The sequence below is a fragment of the Faecalibacterium sp. An58 genome (assembly GCF_002161515.1).
In the GTDB taxonomy this organism is placed as follows: domain Bacteria; phylum Bacillota; class Clostridia; order Oscillospirales; family Ruminococcaceae; genus Faecalibacterium; species Faecalibacterium avium.
The window spans coordinates 175766-197538 of record NZ_NFHX01000003.1 but is presented as its reverse complement, the minus strand read 5'-3'; the positions used below and the strand labels follow the sequence as shown (position 1 = coordinate 197538).

At 62.4% G+C, this 21773-nt stretch carries 20 protein-coding genes; 8 read left to right on the top strand and 12 right to left on the bottom strand.

Annotated features, from left to right (window positions below):
• The 8 genes from B5G12_RS04555 to B5G12_RS04520 all read left to right on the top strand — a co-directional run bounded on the left by B5G12_RS04555 (position 1) and on the right by B5G12_RS04520 (position 6053).
• Positions 1-222: a HypC/HybG/HupF family hydrogenase formation chaperone gene (locus B5G12_RS04555; protein WP_087229751.1), complete on the top strand. Its 222-nt coding sequence runs from the start codon at positions 1-3 to the stop codon at positions 220-222.
• Positions 209-1309, top strand: a complete 1101-nt coding sequence (gene hypD, locus B5G12_RS04550; protein WP_087324052.1) for a hydrogenase formation protein HypD — start codon at positions 209-211, stop codon at positions 1307-1309. The genes B5G12_RS04555 and hypD overlap by 14 nt, the downstream gene beginning before the upstream one ends.
• A 12-nt stretch (positions 1310-1321) precedes the next feature.
• Positions 1322-2323 (top strand): hydrogenase expression/formation protein HypE, encoded by a 1002-nt coding sequence (gene hypE, locus B5G12_RS04545; RefSeq protein ID WP_087324051.1) that lies wholly within the window; start codon positions 1322-1324, stop codon positions 2321-2323.
• A 459-nt stretch (positions 2324-2782) separates the two neighbouring features.
• Positions 2783-3484: a hypothetical protein gene (locus B5G12_RS04540; RefSeq protein ID WP_087324050.1), complete on the top strand. Its 702-nt coding sequence runs from the start codon at positions 2783-2785 to the stop codon at positions 3482-3484.
• A gap of 14 nt (positions 3485-3498) precedes the next feature.
• The gene (locus tag B5G12_RS04535) at positions 3499-3819 is read left to right on the top strand and encodes a hypothetical protein (protein WP_242955930.1); all 321 of its coding nucleotides are present in this window, start codon (positions 3499-3501) and stop codon (positions 3817-3819) included.
• Entirely contained in the window at positions 3788-4759 is a 972-nt protein-coding gene (locus tag B5G12_RS04530; protein ID WP_087324049.1) for a hypothetical protein, read from the top strand. The genes B5G12_RS04535 and B5G12_RS04530 overlap by 32 nt, the downstream gene beginning before the upstream one ends.
• A 39-nt stretch (positions 4760-4798) precedes the next feature.
• Positions 4799-5047: a hypothetical protein gene (locus B5G12_RS04525; protein WP_087324048.1), complete on the top strand. Its 249-nt coding sequence runs from the start codon at positions 4799-4801 to the stop codon at positions 5045-5047.
• A 46-nt stretch (positions 5048-5093) separates the two neighbouring features.
• Positions 5094-6053: an NTF2 fold immunity protein gene (locus tag B5G12_RS04520; RefSeq protein WP_087324047.1), complete on the top strand. Its 960-nt coding sequence runs from the start codon at positions 5094-5096 to the stop codon at positions 6051-6053.
• A gap of 75 nt (positions 6054-6128) precedes the next feature.
• Here the strand turns inward: B5G12_RS04520 and B5G12_RS04515 are convergent, their stop codons facing one another.
• The 12 genes from B5G12_RS04515 to B5G12_RS04460 form a co-directional block, all read right to left on the bottom strand.
• Positions 6129-7538, bottom strand: a complete 1410-nt coding sequence (locus tag B5G12_RS04515) for a glycoside hydrolase family 1 protein (protein WP_087324046.1) — start codon at positions 7536-7538, stop codon at positions 6129-6131.
• A 22-nt stretch (positions 7539-7560) separates the two neighbouring features.
• Positions 7561-9174: a PTS transporter subunit EIIC gene (locus B5G12_RS04510; protein ID WP_522731426.1), complete on the bottom strand. Its 1614-nt coding sequence runs from the start codon at positions 9172-9174 to the stop codon at positions 7561-7563.
• 88 nt (positions 9175-9262) lie between these two features.
• Positions 9263-10090 carry a PRD domain-containing protein gene (locus B5G12_RS04505; protein WP_087324045.1) on the bottom strand — a complete coding sequence of 276 codons (828 nt, stop codon included), beginning with the start codon at positions 10088-10090 and terminating at the stop codon, positions 9263-9265.
• Between the two features lie 312 nt (positions 10091-10402).
• Entirely contained in the window at positions 10403-11482 is a 1080-nt protein-coding gene (gene lgt / locus B5G12_RS04500; protein ID WP_087324044.1) for a prolipoprotein diacylglyceryl transferase, read from the bottom strand.
• 4 nt (positions 11483-11486) lie between these two features.
• Positions 11487-12782: an EF-P 5-aminopentanol modification-associated protein YfmH gene (gene yfmH, locus B5G12_RS04495; protein WP_087324043.1), complete on the bottom strand. Its 1296-nt coding sequence runs from the start codon at positions 12780-12782 to the stop codon at positions 11487-11489.
• Positions 12775-14055 carry a M16 family metallopeptidase gene (locus B5G12_RS04490; protein ID WP_087324042.1) on the bottom strand — a complete coding sequence of 427 codons (1281 nt, stop codon included), beginning with the start codon at positions 14053-14055 and terminating at the stop codon, positions 12775-12777. Before B5G12_RS04490 ends, yfmH begins: the two co-directional genes overlap by 8 nt.
• A gap of 42 nt (positions 14056-14097) precedes the next feature.
• Entirely contained in the window at positions 14098-14928 is an 831-nt protein-coding gene (locus tag B5G12_RS04485) for a M15 family metallopeptidase (RefSeq protein ID WP_087324041.1), read from the bottom strand.
• Positions 14929-15161: 233 nt separating this feature from the next.
• Entirely contained in the window at positions 15162-16361 is a 1200-nt protein-coding gene (locus tag B5G12_RS04480) for an aspartate kinase (RefSeq protein WP_087229800.1), read from the bottom strand.
• Positions 16362-16436: 75 nt separating this feature from the next.
• Positions 16437-17342 carry a homoserine kinase gene (gene thrB / locus B5G12_RS04475; protein WP_087229803.1) on the bottom strand — a complete coding sequence of 302 codons (906 nt, stop codon included), beginning with the start codon at positions 17340-17342 and terminating at the stop codon, positions 16437-16439.
• A gap of 18 nt (positions 17343-17360) precedes the next feature.
• Entirely contained in the window at positions 17361-18596 is a 1236-nt protein-coding gene (locus B5G12_RS04470; protein ID WP_087229806.1) for a homoserine dehydrogenase, read from the bottom strand.
• Between the two features lie 42 nt (positions 18597-18638).
• Complete coding sequence (locus tag B5G12_RS04465) at positions 18639-19079, bottom strand: ACT domain-containing protein (protein WP_087229809.1); 441 nt, start codon at positions 19077-19079, stop codon at positions 18639-18641.
• Between the two features lie 129 nt (positions 19080-19208).
• Positions 19209-21746, bottom strand: a complete 2538-nt coding sequence (locus B5G12_RS04460; RefSeq protein ID WP_087324040.1) for a transglycosylase domain-containing protein — start codon at positions 21744-21746, stop codon at positions 19209-19211.
• Positions 21747-21773: the final 27 nt, after the last annotated feature.

Genomic DNA, 21773 nt, shown 5'->3' with positions numbered 1-21773 from the left:
ATGTGTTTGGCCGTACCCCTCAAGATCCTGTCGGTGGAAGGCAAGCAGGCCGTGGGCGAGGCCGGCGGGCTGACCCAGAAGCTGCGGGTCGATTTTGTCCCCGGCATCCAGCCCGGCGACTACGCGATGGTCCATGCCGGCTTTGCCATCGAAAAGCTGACCGAACAGCAGGCCAAAGAAAACCTGGCCTGCATCCAGGAGGCCATCGATGCCGCCGAGTGAGGCGGCCTTCCGCCGCCCCAAAAACGCCGCCGCCCTGGTGGACGCCATCCGCGGCCTGACAGCCGGGCCGCGGCCCCTGCGCATCATGGAGATCTGCGGCACCCACACCATGGCCATCGCCCAGGCGGGGCTGCGCAGCCTGCTTGCGCCGGGGGTCCGGCTGGTGTCTGGGCCGGGATGCCCGGTCTGCGTGACGCCGGCCGGCGCCATCGACGCGGTGCTGGAGCTGAGCGGGCGGTCGGGCATAGTCATCGCCAGCTACGGCGATCTGCTGCGGGTGCCCGGCACCGTCCGGGGGGACACCCTGCTGCGGCGCCGTGCCCTGGACGCGAAGGTCCTGACCGTCTACTCCCCCATGGACGCGCTGGCCGCCGCCCGGTCCGACCCTTCGGCGGAAGTCGTCTTTCTGGGGGTGGGCTTTGAGACGACCGCCCCCGGCACTGCCGCCTGTATACTGGCTGCCGCCGAGGAGGGCATCTCCAACTTCTCGGTGCTCTGCCTGCTCAAGCGGACCGAGCCCGCCCTGCGTGCCCTGATCGAGGCGCCGGACTTCCAGGTGGACGGCTTTTTGTGCCCGGGGCACGTCGCGGCCATCACCGGGGCGGAGGCCTTCTCCTTCCTGCCCGAAGAATACGGCCTGCCCGCCGTGGTCAGCGGCTTTGAGGCCGGGGATATCCTCTATTCCGTCTGGCGGCTGGCGCAGATGCACGCCGCAGGCCGCCCTGCCCTGGAAAACGAGTATACCCGCCTGGTGCGCAGCGCCGGCAATCCCGCAGCCCGGGCCGCCATGGAGCAGGTATTCCAGCCGGTTTCCAGCGTGTGGCGGGGCCTGGGGGAGATCCCGGCCAGCGGCCTTGCCCTCAGGCCCGCCTTTGCCCCCTGGGACGCAGCCAAAAAATTCGGATTCACGCCGGCGCCGGAGGCCGAGACCCCCGGGTGCCGCTGCGGCGCGGTGCTGCGCGGGGTGTGCGCCCCGCAGGACTGTCCCCTGTTTGGCCGCGCCTGCACCCCTGCCGACCCGGTGGGGCCCTGCATGGTGTCCTCGGAGGGGGCCTGCGCGGCGGCGTGGAAATACAGGGAAGCTTAAGAGAGGTAGATCATGCAGGATATCATCACATTGGACTATGGCAGCGGCGGCCTGAAAACCGCGCAGCTGATCGACGAGATCCTGGTGCCGGCCTTTGCCAACACAGCCCTCAGCCAGCTGGGGGACGGCGCCGTGCTGCCCGCACTGGACGGCCCGCCGGTCTTTTCCACCGACAGTTTCGTTGTGTCGCCCTGGCGCTTCCCCGGCGGGGATATCGGCAAGCTGGCCGTCTGCGGCACCGTCAACGACCTGTGCATGGCCGGGGGCGTCCCGCACTATCTGAGCTTTTCCCTCATCCTGGAGGAAGGCTTTGCCCTGGATGATCTGCGGGCCATTGTGGACTCGGCAGCCAGGACCGCCCGGCAGGCCGGGGTGCAGATCGTCACCGGCGACACCAAAGTGGTGGAGCATGGCCGGGGCGACGGCATCTACATCAACACCGCCGGCGTAGGCGTGCTGCGCGCTCCCGGCCTGGGGCGCGGCGCTTTGCGGGAGGGGGACGTCGTGCTGGTCAGCGGCAGCGTGGGCTGCCATGGGGCAGCCGTCCTGATGGCGCGCGGGGACCTGCCCTGCGAGGGCGCCCTGCTGTCCGACTGCCGTCCGCTGCATCAGCTGAGCGCCGCCGCCCTGGAGGCCGGCGGGGTGCGGATGCTGCGGGACCCCACCCGCGGCGGCGTTGCCACCACCCTGAACGAATTTGTCGAAGGCTCGTCCCTGTGCATCGAGCTGGAGGAAGACGCCATCCCGGTGGACCCGCCTGTGGCGGCCGCCTGCAGCCTGCTGGGCCTGGACCCCCTTTATTCCGCCTGTGAGGGCCGGATGCTGGCAGTCTGCGCCCCCGAGTCGGCCTCTGCTGTCCTGGCGGCGCTGCAAGCGGTGCCCGGCGGCGAGGGCGCGGCCCAGATCGGCCGGGTCACCGCCAGGCGGCCCGGCCAGGTGGTACTGCGCAACAGCTTTGGCGGCAGCCGCATCCTCGGCAAACTGACCGGGGCGCAGCTCCCCCGCATCTGCTGATCCTTTTGCCCGCTCCAACAAAAACGTGGAGGCCCACAGGTGGCCTCCACGTTTCTTTATGTTCCGCTGTGTTTTTTCTTTTTCTTTTGCCGGGATTTGTGGTATAATGATCGTATCCAGCCATCCATAGAAGAGGTTTTGCATGAACGCCTTTCCTCTGCCATTCGACGCCGAACTTTTCTCCGGCTTTCGATCTTTTCTGTTTGAAGGGTCTGTATCTGCGCTCCGGATAAAGTCTGGTTTTATGCGGCCTTTTTACGCCCTGCGCCGGATCACGCAGAATGAAATGTCGTGCGGGACAACCGAAAGGTTCTGCGGTATCTGGAAGAACACCATATCAACTCAGCAAGCCACAGCTTGAAACATTATCTGCCGTGGTTCTCAGACTGTTTTTCGGTGAACTACTTTTTTAGGCGGAAGCAGAAGTGTCGTTGGCAGAAATTACGCGAGGGGATAACTATGGTTAAAATTTATCGTATTTGGTTCAATACGGAGAGAATGGACAGAGAGGATCACTACAAGATCACATTATTCAGCCGCCCTCGTGTATCTATTCATGTGGACGAGTACATTTGGAGTTTCATCGAAGAAAACATTGTGAAGCCACACAAGCTTATGCGCAGTGAGAAGCATGGGTATCTGTTGAACATTTCGTTTGGCCAGTTTGACCCGGCAAAACACCGGTATTTTCCGCTTTCCCCGTACAACGGGCCGCTTCGGGAAGGGGTCCAGATGGACAGCGCAAACAGAAGCTATTTCCGCGAGGATTTTGCAGGCGGCAAGGATCGGACTACCTGGTTCTCTCCCAATAAAATATGGACAAACTGCGGCGACAAGGTTCTGAACGTGGACATCAAAGCTGCCAACGTGAGCGAGAATATTACCCCCAGAGAATACACAGATTTGCTTTTCGATGGAATTGGAGCGGCCTTGGTGTTCAATTTCAAAAGGCTCAAGCGCGAGGAGTTTGATGGGCTGAAGCCCAAGATCGACTGGAGCATCGTAGAAAGCTTCCCCTTTCCCGCACCCTTTGAGGAACAGCGGTACATTGGGGATGGTGGCAAAATTCATGTATATTCCTGGGATGGCCGACAGAAAAAGACTCTTGTAGGCCCCTATTCCGTGCGAGAGTTATATCTGGAGCATTTCGGAGAATCGTGAGGAGGAATTTTGCTGTGCAAGTCTGGTCAAAGATGGATTTTGGCACTGGAAAGATCATCTTTCTGGATATCACACAAAAAGAAGATATGCTGCAAGTGGAATATCCGAACCGCTTTCTGCTGGATATGGGATGGTATCAGGACAGATACATCCTTTCTATCATTCAAAATTTTGATTGGACACATCCAGTCCAGCAGTATGAAACAGCAGAACGGAATCAGCTTCCCAAGCTGTTGACGGAGGCGGTTCGCCTTGTGGAAAAGGAATCACAGTCTGCCGGAGCAAATGGAAAGAGGTCTTATTATGAACGAGAATTGGTTCCGCCCCGCATTTGATCGGATGGATGCCGCCGGGAAGCAGGCGCTGATGGAAAGCCTGGCCGCCCGCTATCAAATGACCTTTCTGGGCCTGCATGCCTTTGACCGGTGGGGGCAGAGCTGTACCACCGGCCTGTTTGAGAAAGACGGCCGGGAGTTCGTCTTTGTCCCCGGCGATACCGTCACCCTGGGCTGGGAACGGTTCGCTGTGGGGCTGGATCCCGACAGCCGGAAGGAGCTGGACGATCTGTTTCAGGAATGGGAGATCGAACAGGCCCCGGAGGAGCTGGTCCGGGCGGTCATGGCCCCCGTGCGCCAGGCGACCATCGGCCCTATGCTGGTGGGGCGAAAGCTGGAGGAGCTCTGCTGGGAGCCGGTCAAGATGTCCGATCCCAGAGTGACCGCCCATCCGGACTGGCTGAAGAAGTTCCGGGACTTCGCCTGGAGCGATCTCGACAGCCTGACCCTGCATCAGTCGGCCCGCATTGAGCGGATGAAAAACGGCTTTCAGATCTGGATCTATAACCGCACAGACTACGATGCGCTTCTTGCCGGGTTGGAACAGCAGGGACTTTCGCTGCCTACGGTGGACGAGTGGGCCTACCTGTGCGGCGGCGGGTGCCGCACCCTGTTCCCCTGGGGGGATGGGATGGATTACTCCATGCACCTGCATCACTTTGAAAGTGAGGAAGATCAAGGCAAGCCCTACGACATGGAGGAGTCCAACTTCTTCGGCTTGTCCATCGCCTACGACCCCTATAAGCGGGAGGTCGTAAAAGCCGATGCGTTTACCACCTGCGGCGGCGACGGCGGCTGCAATATCTGCGGCGGACTTGGAATTTTTCTCGGCTACCTGCCCTGTTCCCCTCACTGCAAGCCGGAAGTGCAGGAGGACAAGGAATTGAACGGCGACTATGACTTCTGCCGGCCCGTGATCCGGGTGCAGACATCCGGGTGAAAAATGGGTCAGCCCGGAGACGCGGGGTGATATTGCCAAATGATCGAAGCAATTACGAAAATCCACACCACTTCTTCTTCGGTTACATTTGAATGTGGGGATGTTGCCATGATTGGAAATGGTGAGTTTCGGGCTTCATCCGGAAAAGTGGATGGGTTTATCCTGTATGCCGACACTTTGCGGTATGAAAACGGGGCGAAGCTCTCACGGGAGGAGCAGGAACATCTGAAGCGCTTGTATCAGCATTTTGTATGGAACCATGAAGATTTCATAGACTGGGATATTTGAAAAGAGATTTCCCAGCAGATCGAACGCAGAAGCAAGGAGGCAAGCTATGGAATGGCCAAAACGGACGCGGACAGCGGATTGGGAAAACGGTTTCCTGACCTTCGACAAAGAGAAGCAATTGAAAGTCCCGGAGCTGACCGCAGAGATCATGGAGTGGCTGGCCGGTTACGCCCTGGCGGGCTTCCATGTGAAAGGCTATCCGGTGACCGATGAACTGCTCTCCCCTTTTGCCGGGCACAAAAGCATGACCAACTTCGGTGTGGAGGACGGCGCGCTCACCGACGCCTGTTTTCCTGTTTTTTCTGCCATGCCCAAGCTGCGCTACCTGCTGCTGGACGGCAACACCGCCATCAACGGCAGCGGCCTGTCCGCCCTGCAAAGCTGCAAGCTGGATCTTCTGACCCTGGGCCGCACCGGGCTGGACGATGCCGGGCTGCGCCAGGCGGCCTCCATCCCCAAACTCTCCCACATCCAGATCGACCATACCGCTGTGACCTGTGAGGGCCTGCTGGCCGTTGCCGGCAACAGCCGCATCCAGCCGGTGGCCCATGTGCAGTTCACCCAGGGACAGATGGAGCACTTCTCCCAGCTTCAGCGGGAGAAGGCCAAAAAGCCCGTCCAGCTGGACGAACAGGCTGCGGAGGAATGCCGCAGGGTGTTGTCCGCTTTCTTTGCCGAAATGACGGAATGGGAGCGGTATATGGAGCAGGCCGGGTTTGAGGACGCCGAGGCTGTGCCCCGCCTGCTGGCGATCTGGGAGAAATATGTGAGCGAAAAGCCCCGTCCGGGCTATCGGCCCCTGGGCCTCTCGTACAGCGCCCAGGGCACCTACAACGGGGAGCAGTTTCTGGACGCGGAACAGATCACCAAGAACAAACTCTATATCTACACCAGAGAGAAAAACACCGGCTTTGACCGCCGCTTTCTCATGAAGCGGGTGGGCGAGGGCTGGAAGATCGACGCCGTGCAGGAACGGCTGGACGGCTGGCAGCGAACGGGATTGTGAGGAAGGCATAAGGGATGCTATAAGCGAAAAAGCGGCCGCACCCCGCTCGGGTGCAGCCGCCTTTTTGCATTTTGTTTATTTCTGGAGGCTCTCGCCGTTGGAGGCGATGACCTCCTTGTACCAGCCGAAGCTCTTTTTGCGGTAGCGGGCCAGGGTGCCGCTGCCGTCGCTGTTCAGGTCCACATAGATCATGCCGTAGCGCTTTTTGATCTCGGCCGTGGAACAGGAGATCAGGTCGATGCAGCCCCAGGCGGTGTAGCCCATCACATCCACCCCATCGTGCAGCGCCTCGCTGACCTGCACCAGATGGTCGTTCATGTACCGGATGCGGTAGTCGTCCTCCACCGTAAAGCTGCCGTGGCCGTCGGGGATGAGGGTGTCGTTGGCTCCCAGGCCGTTCTCGGCAATGAACAGGGGTTTCTGATACCGGGCATACAGGCGGTTCAGGGTGTAGCGCAGGCCCTGGGGATCGATCTGCCAGCCCCATTCGCTGACCTTGGAATACGGGTTGCGTTTGAGATTGGTGGTCATATTGCTGCCGGTGGGCTCTCCCTTGGTGGGGTCAGCCGAGGCGCAGTTGCTGGAATAGTAGCTGAAGCTGACAAAGTCCACCGTGTGAGTCAGCGCCTCCCGGTCCTCGGGGGTGATCTCCAGCCTGACCCCCTTCTCCTCAAACAGACGGGCGGCAAAATAGGGGTAGGCGCCCCGGGCCTGCACGTCCGCAAAGAGGTAGTTCTCGTCGTCCAGGCGCATCACCTCGATGATGTCGTCGGGATTGGAGGTCAGCGGATAGATGGTCACCGCCAGGATCATGCAGCCCACCTTGCAGGCCGGGTCGATGCGGTGGGCCATCTCCACCGCCCGGGCGCTGGCTACCAGCTCGTGGTGGATGGCCTGGTACAGGTCCTGGCTGCTCAGCTGGTCCTTGGGGGTCAGGATGGCCCCGCTCATGAAGGGCTGGTGCAGGATCGAGTTGATCTCGTTGAAGGTGATCCAGTACTTCACCTTGCCCTTGTACCGCTCAAACAGCACCCGGCAGTATTTGAGGTATAAATCGATCAGGATGCGGCTGCTCCAGCCGTTGTATTTTTTGGCCAGGGCCAGAGGGGTCTCGTAGTGGCTGATGGTGACCAGCGGCTCGATGCCGTATTTCAGGCACTCGTCGATCACCCGGTCGTAGAACTGCAGGCCCGCCTCGTTGGGCTGGTCCTCCTCCCCGGTGGGGAAGATACGGCTCCAGGCGATGGAGAACCGGTACACCTTGAAGCCCATCTCGGCAAACAGGGCGATGTCCTCTTTATAGCGGTGATAGTAGTCGATGCCGCGCAGCTTGAGATTGTCGGGGGTGGGGCCGTCGGTGATCACCTTGAACCCCTTGGGCAGAACGTCCTGGATGGACAGGCCCTTGCCGTCCTCATCGTAGGCGCCCTCGCACTGGTTGGCGGCCGTGGCGCCGCCCCACAAAAAGTTTTTCGGGAAATACATACCTGGTCTCACGCCCTTTCTGTCAGGAGTTTTCCTTCTCGGGGTCCTTGTAGAGGATGTAGGACACTGCAAAGCCCACCACGAAGGCGATCGCTGCGCCGGCGCAGGCGAAATAGAAATTGCTCATGGGGGCATCCAGGCCGATGTAGCTGGGCAGGGTCAGCAGGCCCGGGGAGCCGCCGGAATAGTTCTTGGTGTTCACCAGGCCCATAAAGAAGCCGCCCACGCCGCCGCCGGCCATGGCTGCGATCATGTTGGTGCGGATCTTCATGGTGACGCCGTACAGCACAGGCTCGGTGATGCCGCAGACCGCGGTGATGCCGGTGGACGAGGTCAGTTCTTTCAGCTCGGTGTTCTTGGTCTTAAAGGAGACAGCCAGCGCAGCGGCGCCCTGGGCAATGTTGGAAGCCAGCTGGCCCGGATAGATGATGGTGTCGAAGCCGATGGTCATACGGTTGTTGATGCCGATGGGGGTCAGGGCGTGGTGGGTGCCGGTCATGACCAGGAACGGCAGCAGCGCGCCGATGATGGTGGGAGCCAGCCAGGGGGCGATGGTGCTCAGGCCGTTGATGGCAGAAGCCAGGATGTTGGAGATGATGTAGCCGATGGGGCCCAGCACGCACAGGGTGGCGATGCCCACCACGAACATGGTGATGAGGGGCGCGGTGAAGAAGCGGATGGCCTTGGGGGAGATGCGGGTGGCCACAGGCTCCACCTTGGACATCAGCAGCACTCCCAGCAGGATGGGGATGACCGACGAGGAATAGGTGGCATTGTAGATGGGCAGCCCGAAAATGGTGATGGCCACGCCGCTTTCCTGGGAGGCCGATACCATACTGACAAAGTTGGGGTGGATCAGGATGCCGCCCAGCATCATGGCCAGGTAGGGGTTGCAGCCCAGCTTTTTGGCTGCGGAATTGGCCAGCAGGATGGGCAGGAAGTAGAAGGTGGCATCCGCCATGAAGTTGACCACCTGGTAGGTGCTGGAATCACTGCTGACCAGCTTGAAGGCCACCAGGACCGCCAGGACCGCTTTCAGCATACCGGCGGCGGTCAGCGGCGGCAGGATGGGGGTAAAGATACCGGTGATGGTGTCGATCAGACGGCTGACCACCGATCCCTTCTTCTCCTCGGCGGGGGATGCGGGCGCACCCATGTCCCCCAGTTTGGCGGTCAGCTTCTCATACACCTGGGTGACCTCCGGTCCGATGATGACCTGGTACTGCCCGTTGGCCGAGGCCACGCCCAAAACGCCCGGGGTGCCCTTGATGGCATCGGTGTCGGCTTTGCTCTCGTCCTTCAGGTTGAAGCGCAGACGGGTGGCGCAGTGGGTCACATTGGAGATGTTCTCCTCTCCGCCCACCAGACCGATGATCTTTTTGGCAAGCTCATCGTAGTTTTCTTTTTTAGCCATGTGTAACTCCTCCTGATACAGGGTGCTGACAGTGATGCACAGGCGGCTGCGGCCCAGCTGGGCCCCGGCGACCCCCGGCACACTGCGTATGGATTCGAGATCCACCATGCTGCGGTCTTTTACGGTGATGTACAGCTCGCCGCCCCGGGCCTGCCACCGGCCGACATTGGCATACCCGCCCAAGTGGGGATAGAGCTGCTGCAAAAACTGCTGTTGATCCAAGGCGAATCTCTCCTTTGTATCTGCATCAGGCCGGCGCGCGCTGCCGTCCCGATCCATTCAAAATTGGGGACAAGGCCGGGCGGCCCTGTCAGTCGTTTTTCTGCTGGACCCGGTAAATGTGCAGGATCAGGTACAAAAGCTCCTCATCGTTGCACTGCCAGTCCCAGGTGGAAGCAAAGTACTCCACCACTTTTTTGGCGCAGGCGTACACCTCGGGGTACTCCCTGCGCATCTGGCCCAGCAGGCCCACCCCCTGGTCCTCCACCTGTTTGCCGGTGGAAAGGCGCTGGATCAGATACCGCAGATGCATGGCAAAGCGGGAATACTGAAAGCTGTCCTTATCCAGGGTGATGTGCAGTTCCTTTTCAATGATGTCGTCCACATCGGATGTGATCTTCAGGGCCATCATCATGGAGTGGATATCCCCCGACTCGCTGCCCGCGTTGATCAGGTGCAGCGCCACATTGATGGCCTCATAGGCGGGCAGGCGGGTGCCGGTATACTGTTCCAGGATATCCAGCGCCTTTTCCCCCAGAGCCGTTTCTTTGGGATAGAGGTGGCGCACGTCATAGGACAAAGGGGTGGCCAGGGCGATCCCCTTTTTCACCCGCTCAACGGCAAAGTTCAGATGGTCTGCCAGGGTAAACGGCAGGTTGGGGCTCAGTTCGCACTCCAGCTCCAGTTCCGCCTGCTCGGCAATATCGGCGCTGGCCTCCAGCACCGCCGACGGGATCCCCGCCGCCATCTGTACATAGCGGGGGTCCATATCGTAAAAGGTCCGCTGGATGGCATTGTAATCGGTCAGCTCATAGGGCATATCGGGAAATCCGATCCCCTTGCCCAGCACCACCACTTCGGTTCCGCTGCCGTCCAGACCAAGGGCCGCGTTGTTGTTGATCTTTTTGATGATTTGCACTTTGCACTTTTCCCCCCAACCAACCCAGCAGCCTTTTGCAGACAAAGAAAAAGCCCCTGAAGCAGCCTACCACAACACTCCGCCCCTGGATGTAAGGGAAAAGAAGTGTGCAAGTAGCGCCTCCGGGGAGTAACGCCTCGATTTCTGCAAGAAGAATACCACATTTGCCGCCCGGCGTCCATTCGCAGAGAGCACAAAAAAGCCGCCGTATTTTTGTAAGACAGCACAGACAGACAAAAAGGTCCCGGCCGGGCGGCAGATGCGCACGGTCGGGACCCAGTTCTGGCCAGCCAGGACAGGCGGCCTGCGGAATCAGTTTTCAGCTTCTTCCTGTCCGGGAGCGCCGTCCTGCAGCCGGGCCTCCAGCATCTCCTTGATGCGGACATTGTAGGCCGCGGTGCGGGTCAGAAATTCCCTGCGGGGCAAAGCGGCGTAGGCTTCCTCCACCGGCAGGACCACGGCGTCCATTGCGATTCCCTCTTTTTTGGCCACCTGACGCTGCAGCTTGCGGTTGTCGGCGGTGACGGCCAGATGGACCATCAAAGCCTGGTTGCGGTACCTGCGGCTGAGGATCAACTCGGCGATCAGGCCGCCCACCACGGCCACGGCCGCCAGCAGCTGGGAGGCGCGCAGCCCCAGAGAGGGCACCAGCAGCAGGCTGTCGGTGCGCAGTCCCTCGATCCAGAAGCGGCCGGCGCCATACCAGATGGCGTACAGCAGGGCCATATCCCCGTTGAAGCGGCGGTACTTCATATACAGCCGCAGCAGCACAAAGCCCACCAGGCACCACAGGCTCTCATACAAAAAGGTGGGGTGCACCGGCATGGTGGGGTCGATGGTCACCCCGGCGGGGGCGGTGACGGTGCTGCCCCTGAGGTATGCCTCGGTGGCGGCGCTGTACATCCCCCAGGGCAGGGTGGTGTTGCAGCCAAATGCCTCCTGGTTGACAAAGTTGCCCCAGCGGCCAATGCACTGGCCGATCAGAAAGCATATGCCCGTGAGGTCCAGCACCGGCAGCACCGGCAGTCTGCGCCATTTACAGCCCAGGGAACCAAAGACCACCGCGCCGATGATGCCGCCGTAGATGGCAAGGCCGCCGTCCCGGATGGAGAGCATATCCCAGATGCTGTCGTACGAAAAGGGCGCCATGGCCACATAATAGGCCCGGGCCGACAGGATGCCCATGATCACGCCGACAACGACGACGTCGGTCAGGCCGTCCCCATCGATCCCAAACTCGGTGCAGTGGCGGAAGGCGAACAGGATCGCCAGCACGATGCCCAAGGCGATCAGCACGCCATACCAGTAGATATTGATGCCGCCAATGGTAAAGGCCACCCGGTTGACCTCAAAGCTCAATCCCAGCCCCGGGAAAGTAACAAGGTTCGACATTGTCTCATTCCTCCTCTGTTCCCGCCCCGGCATCGCCAGGCAGGATCTTGACATAGGCCATGCGCTCGGGCCGCAGGATCCCCTGCATGGCCCGGTCGGCGTCCTCAGCGGTCAAGCCGGCCAGCATCTCGATCTGCTGGGCCACCGTCTGCCCCAGCAGGGCGAAGTCCGCCATCTGGCTGGCGGCGTCCTCCACGTTCTCCAGATTTTCCACCAGCTGGCCGTATTTTTCGTTTTTGCACAGGGTAAAGATCTCCCGGTCCACCCCCTGGCTGCGGATCCGCTCGATCTCCTCGAGCAGCAGCTGCCGGACGGTGTCGGGCTGGTCGCTCTCCCCGGTGAACAGGATGCAGCAGCACCCGTCCACCCGCAGCACTTCTCCTCCAAAGCCCGGATTGACCAGGCCCTGGTCGTAGAGGCGGCGGTACAGTCCCGACATTCCCCCGCACAGGCAGCACAGCACCAGGTCGTACAGCGCCTCGGTGCGCCCGTCCCCGGGGGCCAGGGGTTCCTCCTTGAATCCCACCCCAAAGCAGGGCTTTGCCACCGCCATATGCAGGGTCTTTTCCGTCTGCACCAGGGTCATGGGTTCATCCGCCCAGATCCGCTGGGCCGCCGGCGCTGCGGCGGGCTGATCCAGCCCGGCCCGGGCGCAGGCTTCCAGCACCTGTTCGGCGGTGATATTGCCGGCGGCCGCCAGCACCAGATTGGAAGGAGCGTAAAAGGCCCGGCAGCAGTCGTACAGCATCCCGGGGGTGATGCGGGCGATGCTCTCGCAGGTGCCCGCGATGTCGCTGCGGATGGGATGGCTGTGGTACAGGCACTGGCACAGCTCGGTGATCAGCCTCCAGTCGGGGCTGTCCTCGTACATTTTGATCTCCTGGGCAATGATGCCCTGCTCCTTGGCCACCGTCTCGGGGGTGAAATAGGGATGGGTCACCATCTCCAGCAGCACGTCCAGGCTTTCCTCCACCTGGCTGGTAGCGGTGAAATAGTAGCAGGTGCGGTCAAAGCTGGTGAAGGCGTTGGCGTTGGCCCCGGTGCGGGCGAACTTGGCAAAGGCGTCCCCCTCCTGGTCTTCAAACATCTTGTGCTCCAGGTAGTGGGCCACACCGGCCGGCAGGGTCAGCTCCTGATCCCCCAGCCGGAAATGGACGTCGATGGAGCCGAAGCGGGCCGCCACGATGGCATGAGCGGCGGCGTAGCCCGGCATGGGCCGCACCAGCACCGTCAGTCCCGAGGGCAGCAGATAGCGCTGGTTGCCGGCACAGTCCAGCACAGCGCGCAGATGGTCAGACATAGGGCCCCTCCTTCCGTGTCAGCAGATAGCTCACCGACAGGCTGAACCGGCGCAGCACCGCCCGCACCTGGTCCTCCGTGACGGCGGCCAGGTCGGCCCGGGCCTGGGCCGGCGTGGTGATGGGGCCGCCCCGGATGATCTCCATGGCATACCAGCTCTCCAGACCACCCAGGGAATCTTCTACCCCTTCCAGTCCGGCGATCAGGCCCCGGCGGCAGTCCTCCAGCTCCTGGGGGGTGATGGGCCCGGTGCACAGGTCGGCCAGTTCTTCCTGGATGGCCTCCTCCGCCCGGGCGGCGTTGCCAGGTTCCACCCCGCTGTTGACGGTCATGCTGCCCGTAAAGCTCTGGAACGAGGAGGAGCAGTAGTAGCACAGGTTATCCCGTTCCCGCACATGGAGGAACAGCCGGCTGGTGACGCTCCCCCCATACAAGGCCATGGCCAGCCTGTAAGCGGCCATTTCCTTGAGGTCCATGGGCCGGCCCAGGGTGAACGCCATACAGAGCTTGGCCTGCACCATGTCAAAATACTCGGTCTTATGTACTGTCTGCTGGCGGGGCATGGCCATAAAGGGGGCCACGGCCCGGGGCCGGCGGCAGACGGCGGCCAGCTCGGCCAGAAAAGCCTGCTCCACCCGCTGCGCCTGGCCGGGGGTGCAGCCCAGGACCATCACCTCGATGGCGGCGCTGTCCACCATTTCCCGGTATGCCTGGGCCAGGGCCAGGCCGTCCAGCCCCTCCACTTCCTCCAGATAGCCTTCCTGGCGGATGCCCATGGGGCTGTCCCCATAAAACACCCGGGCCGCCTGGCGCATACAGTACAGGCGTTTGTCGTTCAGTTCGTCCTCCAGAGACTGGCGCAGCATCTGCTTTTCGATGGCCACCGCCTCCGGGTCAAAGGCGCCCTGCCGGATGCAGGGGTGAAAGGCCACCCCCAGCGCCAGCTCCAAATAGGCCCCGCACAGGTCCTCCCCGGCCAGGGCAAACCAGTCCTTGATGCCGCTGACGCTGATGCACAGGTTGCGGTTGGCCCCCATGGGGCGGCCGTCCACCGTCAGGTCAGCCCCATACAGCCGGGCCAGGCGCTTGGTCAGGTCGGTCATGTCGGGGCAGCCCGCGTAGCCCCGCTCCATCACAAGGGGCAGCAGGGCGTGGGCCGTGGCGGTATCCCGCCGGGCGGGAAAGGTAAAATGGATGCTGATCCGGCAGCGGTTGAGCTTTTCGGCCGGGTCATATGAGAGATGCACCCCAGGTGCAAGCTGTTTACGTTCCAATCTGTGTCCTCCTGGCCCGGGGGTTCCGGGCCGCAAAGTGGGTCAACTCAGCTGGTTGACCGCCAGAAATTCTTCCAGCGAAAGGCCGCTGGCGGCGATGGCTCGGGCGTTCTCCACCCCCACATACCGCCAGTGCCAGGGCTGGTACACCATGCCGGTGGCAGCCTGGCAATCCTGCGGCCACCGCAGGATAAAGCCGTAGTCGGCGGCGTAGGCCCGCAGCCACTGGAAAGCGTCGGTGTTCTCAAAGCCGGTGTCCAGCGAATCGTACTCCTCCGACAGGATATCGGCGGCAAGGCCGGTGCCGCTCTCATTGCAGCCGGGCTGGGGCACGATGGCCGAGGCCCGGGCCTGGGCCTCCTCCTCCGTCATCCCCTGGTCCAGATAAGCCTGTTTGCGGGCGTCGAACTGTTCCTGCCGGCGCTGCTGGTCCTGGTATCCCTCCACCAGAACCAGATGAACCCCCACTTCCCCGGCGGCCTGGGCCATCTGCCGGTAGGCCGCGGCGGCGGCAGTCTCCAGCTGCTGGCCGGTGGCGTCGTCAGCCACCGCCAGGGCAGGCTCCTGCGCCTGCTCCAGCGGCAGGTTGTTGTTGACCAGCACCAGATAGGGGTCGCTCCCGTCAAAGACATAGCCGCTCAGATCATAGCTGGGGGCAGTGAACTCCTGCCGTCCGGCCAGCAGGCGGCTGACGCGGGGCAGCACCCACAAGATCAGCCCGGTCATCAGGCCCACCACCAGTCCGCAGAGCGACAGAAAGAGGATCCAGTTGCGGATCAGGCGCAGCCTGCGCCGCCGCCGGCGGGCCAGCCACTGCTGGCGTGTCAGGCGTGGCCGGGAGGGCTGCGCCGTAGGTTGCTGTTTTTGTTCCATGTTCGCTCCATCACTTGGTATTGAGGTTTGCCCCTGCGCCGCTGGCGGGCCGGGCGGTCCCTCTGCATTTCCGAAAGCCCCCGGTAACGCCGCACGGAGCTCTCAGATACGTCTTAGTATACCGCTTTTCCCGGCCCGTGTAAACGGCGGAAAGGGTGAAAAAACCATGGACAAACCCCGCCGGGCACAAAAAAGGCCGCCAACAGTGGGCGGCCGGGGGGCTTTTCTCAGGTTCAGTCGAACAGGCTGTCGTGGATGGCGCTGACGGCGCGGTCCGCTTCTTCCCTGTCGATGATGCAGGAGATCTTGATCTCACTGGTGGAGATCATGTGGATATTGATGTTGTTGTTGGCCAGGGCCTCGAACATACTGGCGGCCACGCCGCTGTGGCTCTGCATACCGGCGCCCACGATGGATACCTTGGCGTAGCTGTTGTCACAGCTGACCTGGTTGAATTTGGCGCTCTCCTTCAGGGCGCGCATGGCGACGGGCGCATCCCCCTGGGAGCAGGTGAAGATGACGTCCTTCTTGCCGTCGCGGCCGGTGGACTGCAGGATGATGTCCACGTTGATGTTCTTCTGTGCCAGCATCCCGAAGATCTTAAAGCTCATGCCGGGCTCGTCGGGCACGTTCATGATGGTGATGACGGCGACGTCGGTGTCCTTTGCAACACCCTTGATCAGCATACCTTCCATATCCTTTGCAACCTCCTTAACCAGTGTGCCGGGCATCGGATTCAGGCTGGAGAGCACCTCCAGCTCCACATTGTACTTTTTGGCCAGTTCCACGCTGCGGTTGTTCAGCACCTGCGCGCCCAGCGAGGCCAGCTCGAGCATCTCGTCAAAGGTGATCTCGGGCAGCTTGCGGGCATTGCGGACCTTGCGCGGGTCGGCGGTGTACACGCCCTCCACATCGGTGTAGATCTGGCAGCGGTCGGCGTGCAGGGCCGCGGCAATGGCCACCGCGCTGGTGTCCGAGCCGCCCCGGCCCAGGGTGGTGATATCATCCAGCTTGTTGATGCCCTGGAAGCCGGCCACCACCACCACGCGGTTGCGGGCCAGCTCCGAGGTGATCCGCTCGGTCTCCATCCGGGTGATGCGGGCTTTGGTGTAGGCCCGGTTGGTGCGGAAACCCGCCTGCCAGCCGGTCAGGCTGGTGGCGTGGCAGCCGATCTCGTTCAGGGCCATGGCCAGCAGCGCGATGCTGATCTGCTCGCCGGTGGCCAGCAGCATATCCATTTCCCGGGCGGAGGGGTTGTGGGTGATCTCCGCCGCCTTCGCGATCAGGTCATCGGTGGTATCGCCCTGGGCAGACACCACCACCACTACGTCGTTGCCCGCGTTGTGGGTATTGGCCACGATGCGCGCCACGTTGAAAATGCGCTCGCGGTCCCGCACGGACGACCCGCCGAACTTCTGTACGATCAACGCCATATACTTGTCACTCTCCTCTTTCTCATCCTCTGTCCAAAGGCAGGGGGTCTTGCTTCCAGCTTCCCTCTACTTTGGTCATTCCACTGTGGCGCCGGTGTTGTCGGCATCCAGGCGCAGCAGTGTGAACCCTTCACATCCGTCCAGGCCCTCCAGGGCTTCCAGTCCCTGTTCCATCCCTGCATAGAAGGCCTCTGCGCCGCTGCGCTCGGCCACCGCCATGACAGTGCTGCCCGCCCCCGATACATACACGGCCAGGGCCCCGCACTGTTTTGCCAGGGCGAACACCTCTTTGGAGCCGGGCATCAGGGGGATGCGGTAGGGCTGGTGCAGGCGGTCTTCGGTGGCGATGGGCAGCAGGTCATGCCGTCCGTCGCAGAAAGCCGCGGGCAGCAGGGCCGCCCGGGACAAATTGTACACCGCGTCCTTGTGGGGCACCTGGGCGGGCAGGGCCGCCCGGGCCGCCTCGGTGAGCAATTTATAGTCGGGCACCACCGCTGCAAAGCACAGGCTGGGGTCCACGTCCCGCTTGACCGAATAGACCTGTCCCCCCTCAAACACGCTGGACGTCAGGCCGCCCAGCAGAGCCGGGGCCACGTTGTCGGGATGGCCCTCGATGGCGGTGGCCAGGGTCAGCAGTTCCTGGGTGTTCAGCACATCCCCCAGCATCCGGTTGGCCCCCAGCAGTCCTGCGATGATGCAGGCGGAGGAGGAGCCAAGGCCCCTGGCCATGGGGATGGGGTTGGTCTGCACGATCCTGAGGGGGGGCATCTTTTTGCCCACCCGGTCGAACAGCATCCTGGCCGAGCGGTAGATGAGGTTCGTCTCGTTGCGGGGGATGCGGGTGCCGTCGGCCGCCGAGATGTCCAGCCGGTCGCTCTCCTCGAATACAGCCGTATTGTACAGGGTCACGGCCAGGCCCAAAGCGTCAAAGCCGGCGCCGACGTTGGCGCTGGTGGCCGGGACGGATACTTTGATCTTCATCTGCGGGCCCTCCCCTCTTTATTCTTCCTCGGGCAGCAGGCGCAGCACCAGCCGGACGCTGCCTCCCACCGCCTGGATCTTGCCGGCTGCCGCCTCCAGGGCGGGACCGTCGGCCCGGGCCACCCGGTAAGCGCAGCCGTCATACTGCTCCGCCACCAGCTGGCCTTCCCCGTAAATGGCCTGCACCACCGCCGGGGCGGCCCCCTCCACACGCACATAGTATGCCGCAGGGGCCGGGTCGGTGAGCATCCCTTCCGCCGGGGCGGCGGGCTGCCAGAACAGGGTATCGTGGACGCGCGCCCCGCGTTTGAGGGCGTCCACCACGTCGGCCACCACCGCGCTGGCGGTGGGCAGTTTGCCTGCGCCCTTGCCGTAAAAGACCACGTCGCCCAGCATATCGCCCCGCACCTTGACCGCGTTGAACACATCATCCACGCCGGCCAGCTGGTTGGAGCGGGGCACCAAGCAGGGCTCCACGCCGGCGGCCACCTCGCCGCCGGGCAGCAGCTTCATCCAGGCGATCAGCTTGATGACGCAGTTCAGCTTGCCCGCGGCCTGCACGTCGGCCACCGTGATGTCCCGGATGCCCCGGGTGGGGATGTTCTGGGGGTAAATGTGATGGCCGCACACCAGAGAGGCCAGAATGGCGATCTTGCGGCAGGCGTCCCGGCCGTCCACATCGTCGCCGGGGTCTTTGGTCTCGGCATAGCCCAGCTGCTGGGCGATCTTGAGGGCCTGGTCAAAGCTCATGTTCTCCCGGGCCATCTTGGTCAGCATAAAGTTGGTGGTGCCGTTGACGATGCCCTCCACCTCGGTGATGACATTGGCCGCCAGGCACTGGTGCATGGGAGTGATGATGGGGGTGCCGCCCCCCACCGAAGCTTCAAACAAAAAGGCGCAGCCATGGCTTTTGGCCAGGGCCAGCAGCTCGGCGCCATAGGTGGCCACCATCTCCTTGTTGGAGGTGCATACACTGCGGCCGCTGGCCAGCACCTGCTTGACATAGGGATAGGCAAAGCGGGTGCCGCCGATGGTCTCCACCACCACCTTGACCTCAGGGTCGGCCAGGATCACATCGATGTTCTTGACGAACAGATGGCCGTCGGGCCGGGACGAGAAATCCCGCACATCCAGAATATATTTGACCTCCACCGGTTCGCCGGCGCGGCGTGCAACGCTTGCGGCGTTGTGCTGCAATACCTCGTACACGCCGCTGCCCACGGTGCCAAACCCTAAAATTGCGATCTTAGCCATAAGTCTTGCCCTCGCTCCTATCCTTGCGTGATTGACAGCGTCTTACAAATCATACCCCAAACGCACCCCCACCACCGTGCTCTGGCGGGAGAGCATGGCGGCCAGCTCGTCGGGGGTCATCTGCATGGTGTCGGTGCGGATGGTCACCGCCACCTGGGCCGTGCCGTTCTCGGGGGTGGCCTGGTTGATGGTGACGATGCTGGCCCCTGCGCTGCTGATGCCGGCCAGCAGGCTTTGCAGCGCGCCGGTCTCATCCCGCAAAGTCGCCATGACGGTGATCAGCTCCCGCCCGTTCTCCGAATCGAATATGCAGTCCTTATACTTATAAAATGCACTGCGGGACAGCCCCACACTGCGGGTCGCAGCTGAGATGTTCCGCGCCTGGCCGCTGGCCAGCAGTTCCTTGGCACGGATGACTTTCAAAAAGACCTCGGGCAGCACCTGGGCGTCCACCAGATAAAATCGGCGCTCCAATCTGTTCACCTCTCAAGCACAACTGTTCTCGCAGGAAATATAATAGCATCCGCCCCCCTGCATTGCAAGAGGACGGATGCGATTTTGGCAGATTGGCCAGTTTTCTGTTGTGAAGCGCCGCTCCCGTTGCCGAAATGCTCAGTCGGTGTCGATGCCGGTCGTGTCCAGCTGGGTGGGCACCACACCGCCCGAGTGGTCATAATTGCAGGCGGCAGGCAGATCGTTGGCGTTGTAGTAGCCCACCGCTGTGCCGGGGCAGCCGGAGGTGGCCAGCAGGCCGCTCTCGGTGCAGTAGCTGCGCTGGACCACGCCGTCCGCCATGGGGAACTCCTTGTACTCATAGCCTTCCTGCACCACGTTCATCAGGGCCTTCCAGGCCTCCACGCAGGTGCGGGTCCGGGCCTGGCTGCCCAGGGTGCGGGTCATGTCGTAGGGGGAGTCGTAACCCCACCACACAGCGGTCACATAGTATGGCGTACCGCCCACGAACCACAGGTCGCGCTCATCGGTGGTGGTGCCCGTCTTGCCGAAGGAACGCATATTCCCGGTGGTGGGATAGCGTCCGGCGGCGGTGCCCACACTGCTGTACAGCACGTTCTGCAGCAGCTGGTTCATGATGGTGGCGGTCTGGGGGGTCAGGGCCTGGTAGCTGGTGGCGTTGTTCTCCAGATAGATGTTGCCGTCCCGGTCCAGGATGCGGGTGTACAAGTGGGGTGTGGTGTACTGCCCGTCGTAGAAGATCTGGAAGGCGGCCGCCAGGGCCATGGGGGTGACGCCGTGGGTCTGGCTGCCCATCACCATGGGGGCCAGGCCGACATCGTTCACCGGATCCAGGGTATCCAGCTGGAGGGTGTTGTAGGCAAAATTGAAGATGGTGCTGGCGCCCACCAGGTCTCCCACCCGGGCCGCGATGGTGTTCAGCGAACGGGCCAGGCCGTTCCACAAAGGCACGTCCCGGTTGTCGCCGTAGTTGCCGCCGTAGTTCTGGGGCCAGTTGCGCCAGGCGTTGGGATAGGCCCGCAGCGCCTCGTCCGACAGGCCCGACAGCCCGTGCTGGCGGCAGTAGTCATCGTTGCGGATGACCATGTCGCTCTTGAGGTAGAGGGGGGAGTTGTTCAGCATGGTGGACCAGTTGACCAGCCCATACTCGATGCCCAGCGCATAGGCGCCGATGGGCTTGATGGCCGAACCGGTCTGCCGGGTGACGCTGTAAGCCCGGTTGAGGGTCAGGTCCTGGGTCTTTTCACCCAGGCCGCCCACCATGGCCACCACATTGCCGTCGTAGTCCAGCATGACCATGGCAGCCTGGGTGCGCACATTGCGGTAATAGGTCACCGTGCCGTCCTCGGCGGTGGTGGTCTTGAGGGTACCGTCGTCGTTGTAGACCGGGATATCGTCCTCCGACAGGGCGGATACTTCCTCCTCATGCCAGCCGGCTGGGAAATAGGCGTCGTCGGTGTTGAGCATCAGCTCTTCCATCTGGGTCTGGATCTTGGGGTTGACGGTGGCTTCGATGGTAAAGCCGCCGGTGTACAGCATCTGCTGGGCCGCAGCCTCGGTGATGCCCTCCTTCTCCATGATGTCCTGCACCACTTCTTCAAACAGGGCGTCGGTGAAATAGGAGTTGTTGGTGGCAGTGGTGCGGGAGACATCCTCCTCCGCCAGCACCAGCGGCTGGGCGATGGCGTCCCGGTAGACTTCCTCGCTGATGATCCCCTGGTCCCACATATTGTACAGCACATAGTTGCGCCGGTTGATGAGGTTTTCGGGGTTGGTGCGGGGATTGTAGTTGGTGGGGTTGTTGGTGATGGAGGCGATGGCGGCGCATTCCCACAGGGTCAGCTGACTGACGTCCTTGTTGAAATACTCCAGCGCCGCCGTCTGCACGCCCTGGATGGTGCCGGTGAAACTGATGGTGTTCAGGTAGGCCTCCAGGATGGTCTCTTTGGAATAGTTGCGGTACAGGGTGTACGCCCGGTAGATCTCCCGCAGCTTGCGCAGCGCGCCCTCGATGCCGCTGGCGCTGTCATCGCCGGTCAGGTTTTTGATCAGCTGCTGCTCGATGGTGGACGCGCCCTGCCTGCCGCTGTAAATGGGCACGATATACTCGTTGATCATGGCGCCCACGGTCCGCTTCAGGTTGAAGCCCGGCTCGTTGTAGAAGTCCTTGTCCTCGGTGCAGATGAAGGCATACTGCAAATAGGTGGGGATCTGCTCCAGGTCCACCCACATCCGGTGGCTGTTGCTGGAGCGGAGGGTGGCATACTCCACCTGCTGGCCCGTATCCGGGTCGGTGGCCACCACGACGCTGGACTGGCTCAGCTCGATGCTGTCCAGGTTCAGCAGATCGCCGTCGTTGGCGGTGGCCTGCACCACATAGAACACAGCGCAGACCACCAGAGCACAGCCTGCCATCACACCCAGGCAGAACAGGGTGGCGAACAGTCGGAAGATCCCCCGCAGGATGGGGTGGCCCTTCTTTTCCTTTTTGGGCCCCTTGCCACTGGACCCTTTGCCCCCGGCAGGGGGTTCTGCAGGGCGCCGCCCGCCCCCCGAGGAGGGCGGCAGGGCTTCTTTCCTGCTGCGGGTGGTGTTCACCCTGCGGCCCGAGCCCGTGGCGGCGCTGCGGCCGGCCCCCTCGCTGTCGCTGCGGTGAATACGCCTTATCTCATTCATAGCGATCTAAACCGCCTCCTTATCCTT

Coding starts and splice junctions, on each gene's coding strand:
- B5G12_RS04540 (WP_087324050.1), top strand. CDS start 2,783: ATGGTTAAAATTTATCGTATTTGGTTCAATACGGAGAGAATGGACAGA.
- B5G12_RS04485 (WP_087324041.1), bottom strand. CDS start 14,928: ATGGAACAAAAACAGCAACCTACGGCGCAGCCCTCCCGGCCACGCCTG.
- B5G12_RS04520 (WP_087324047.1), top strand. CDS start 5,094: ATGGAATGGCCAAAACGGACGCGGACAGCGGATTGGGAAAACGGTTTC.
- B5G12_RS04525 (WP_087324048.1), top strand. CDS start 4,799: ATGATCGAAGCAATTACGAAAATCCACACCACTTCTTCTTCGGTTACA.
- B5G12_RS04480 (WP_087229800.1), bottom strand. CDS start 16,361: ATGGCGTTGATCGTACAGAAGTTCGGCGGGTCGTCCGTGCGGGACCGC.
- thrB (WP_087229803.1), bottom strand. CDS start 17,342: ATGAAGATCAAAGTATCCGTCCCGGCCACCAGCGCCAACGTCGGCGCC.
- B5G12_RS04515 (WP_087324046.1), bottom strand. CDS start 7,538: ATGTATTTCCCGAAAAACTTTTTGTGGGGCGGCGCCACGGCCGCCAAC.
- yfmH (WP_087324043.1), bottom strand. CDS start 12,782: ATGTCTGACCATCTGCGCGCTGTGCTGGACTGTGCCGGCAACCAGCGC.
- B5G12_RS04555 (WP_087229751.1), top strand. CDS start 1: ATGTGTTTGGCCGTACCCCTCAAGATCCTGTCGGTGGAAGGCAAGCAG.
- lgt (WP_087324044.1), bottom strand. CDS start 11,482: ATGTCGAACCTTGTTACTTTCCCGGGGCTGGGATTGAGCTTTGAGGTC.
- hypD (WP_087324052.1), top strand. CDS start 209: ATGCCGCCGAGTGAGGCGGCCTTCCGCCGCCCCAAAAACGCCGCCGCC.
- B5G12_RS04530 (WP_087324049.1), top strand. CDS start 3,788: ATGAACGAGAATTGGTTCCGCCCCGCATTTGATCGGATGGATGCCGCC.
- B5G12_RS04470 (WP_087229806.1), bottom strand. CDS start 18,596: ATGGCTAAGATCGCAATTTTAGGGTTTGGCACCGTGGGCAGCGGCGTG.
- B5G12_RS04460 (WP_087324040.1), bottom strand. CDS start 21,746: ATGAATGAGATAAGGCGTATTCACCGCAGCGACAGCGAGGGGGCCGGC.
- hypE (WP_087324051.1), top strand. CDS start 1,322: ATGCAGGATATCATCACATTGGACTATGGCAGCGGCGGCCTGAAAACC.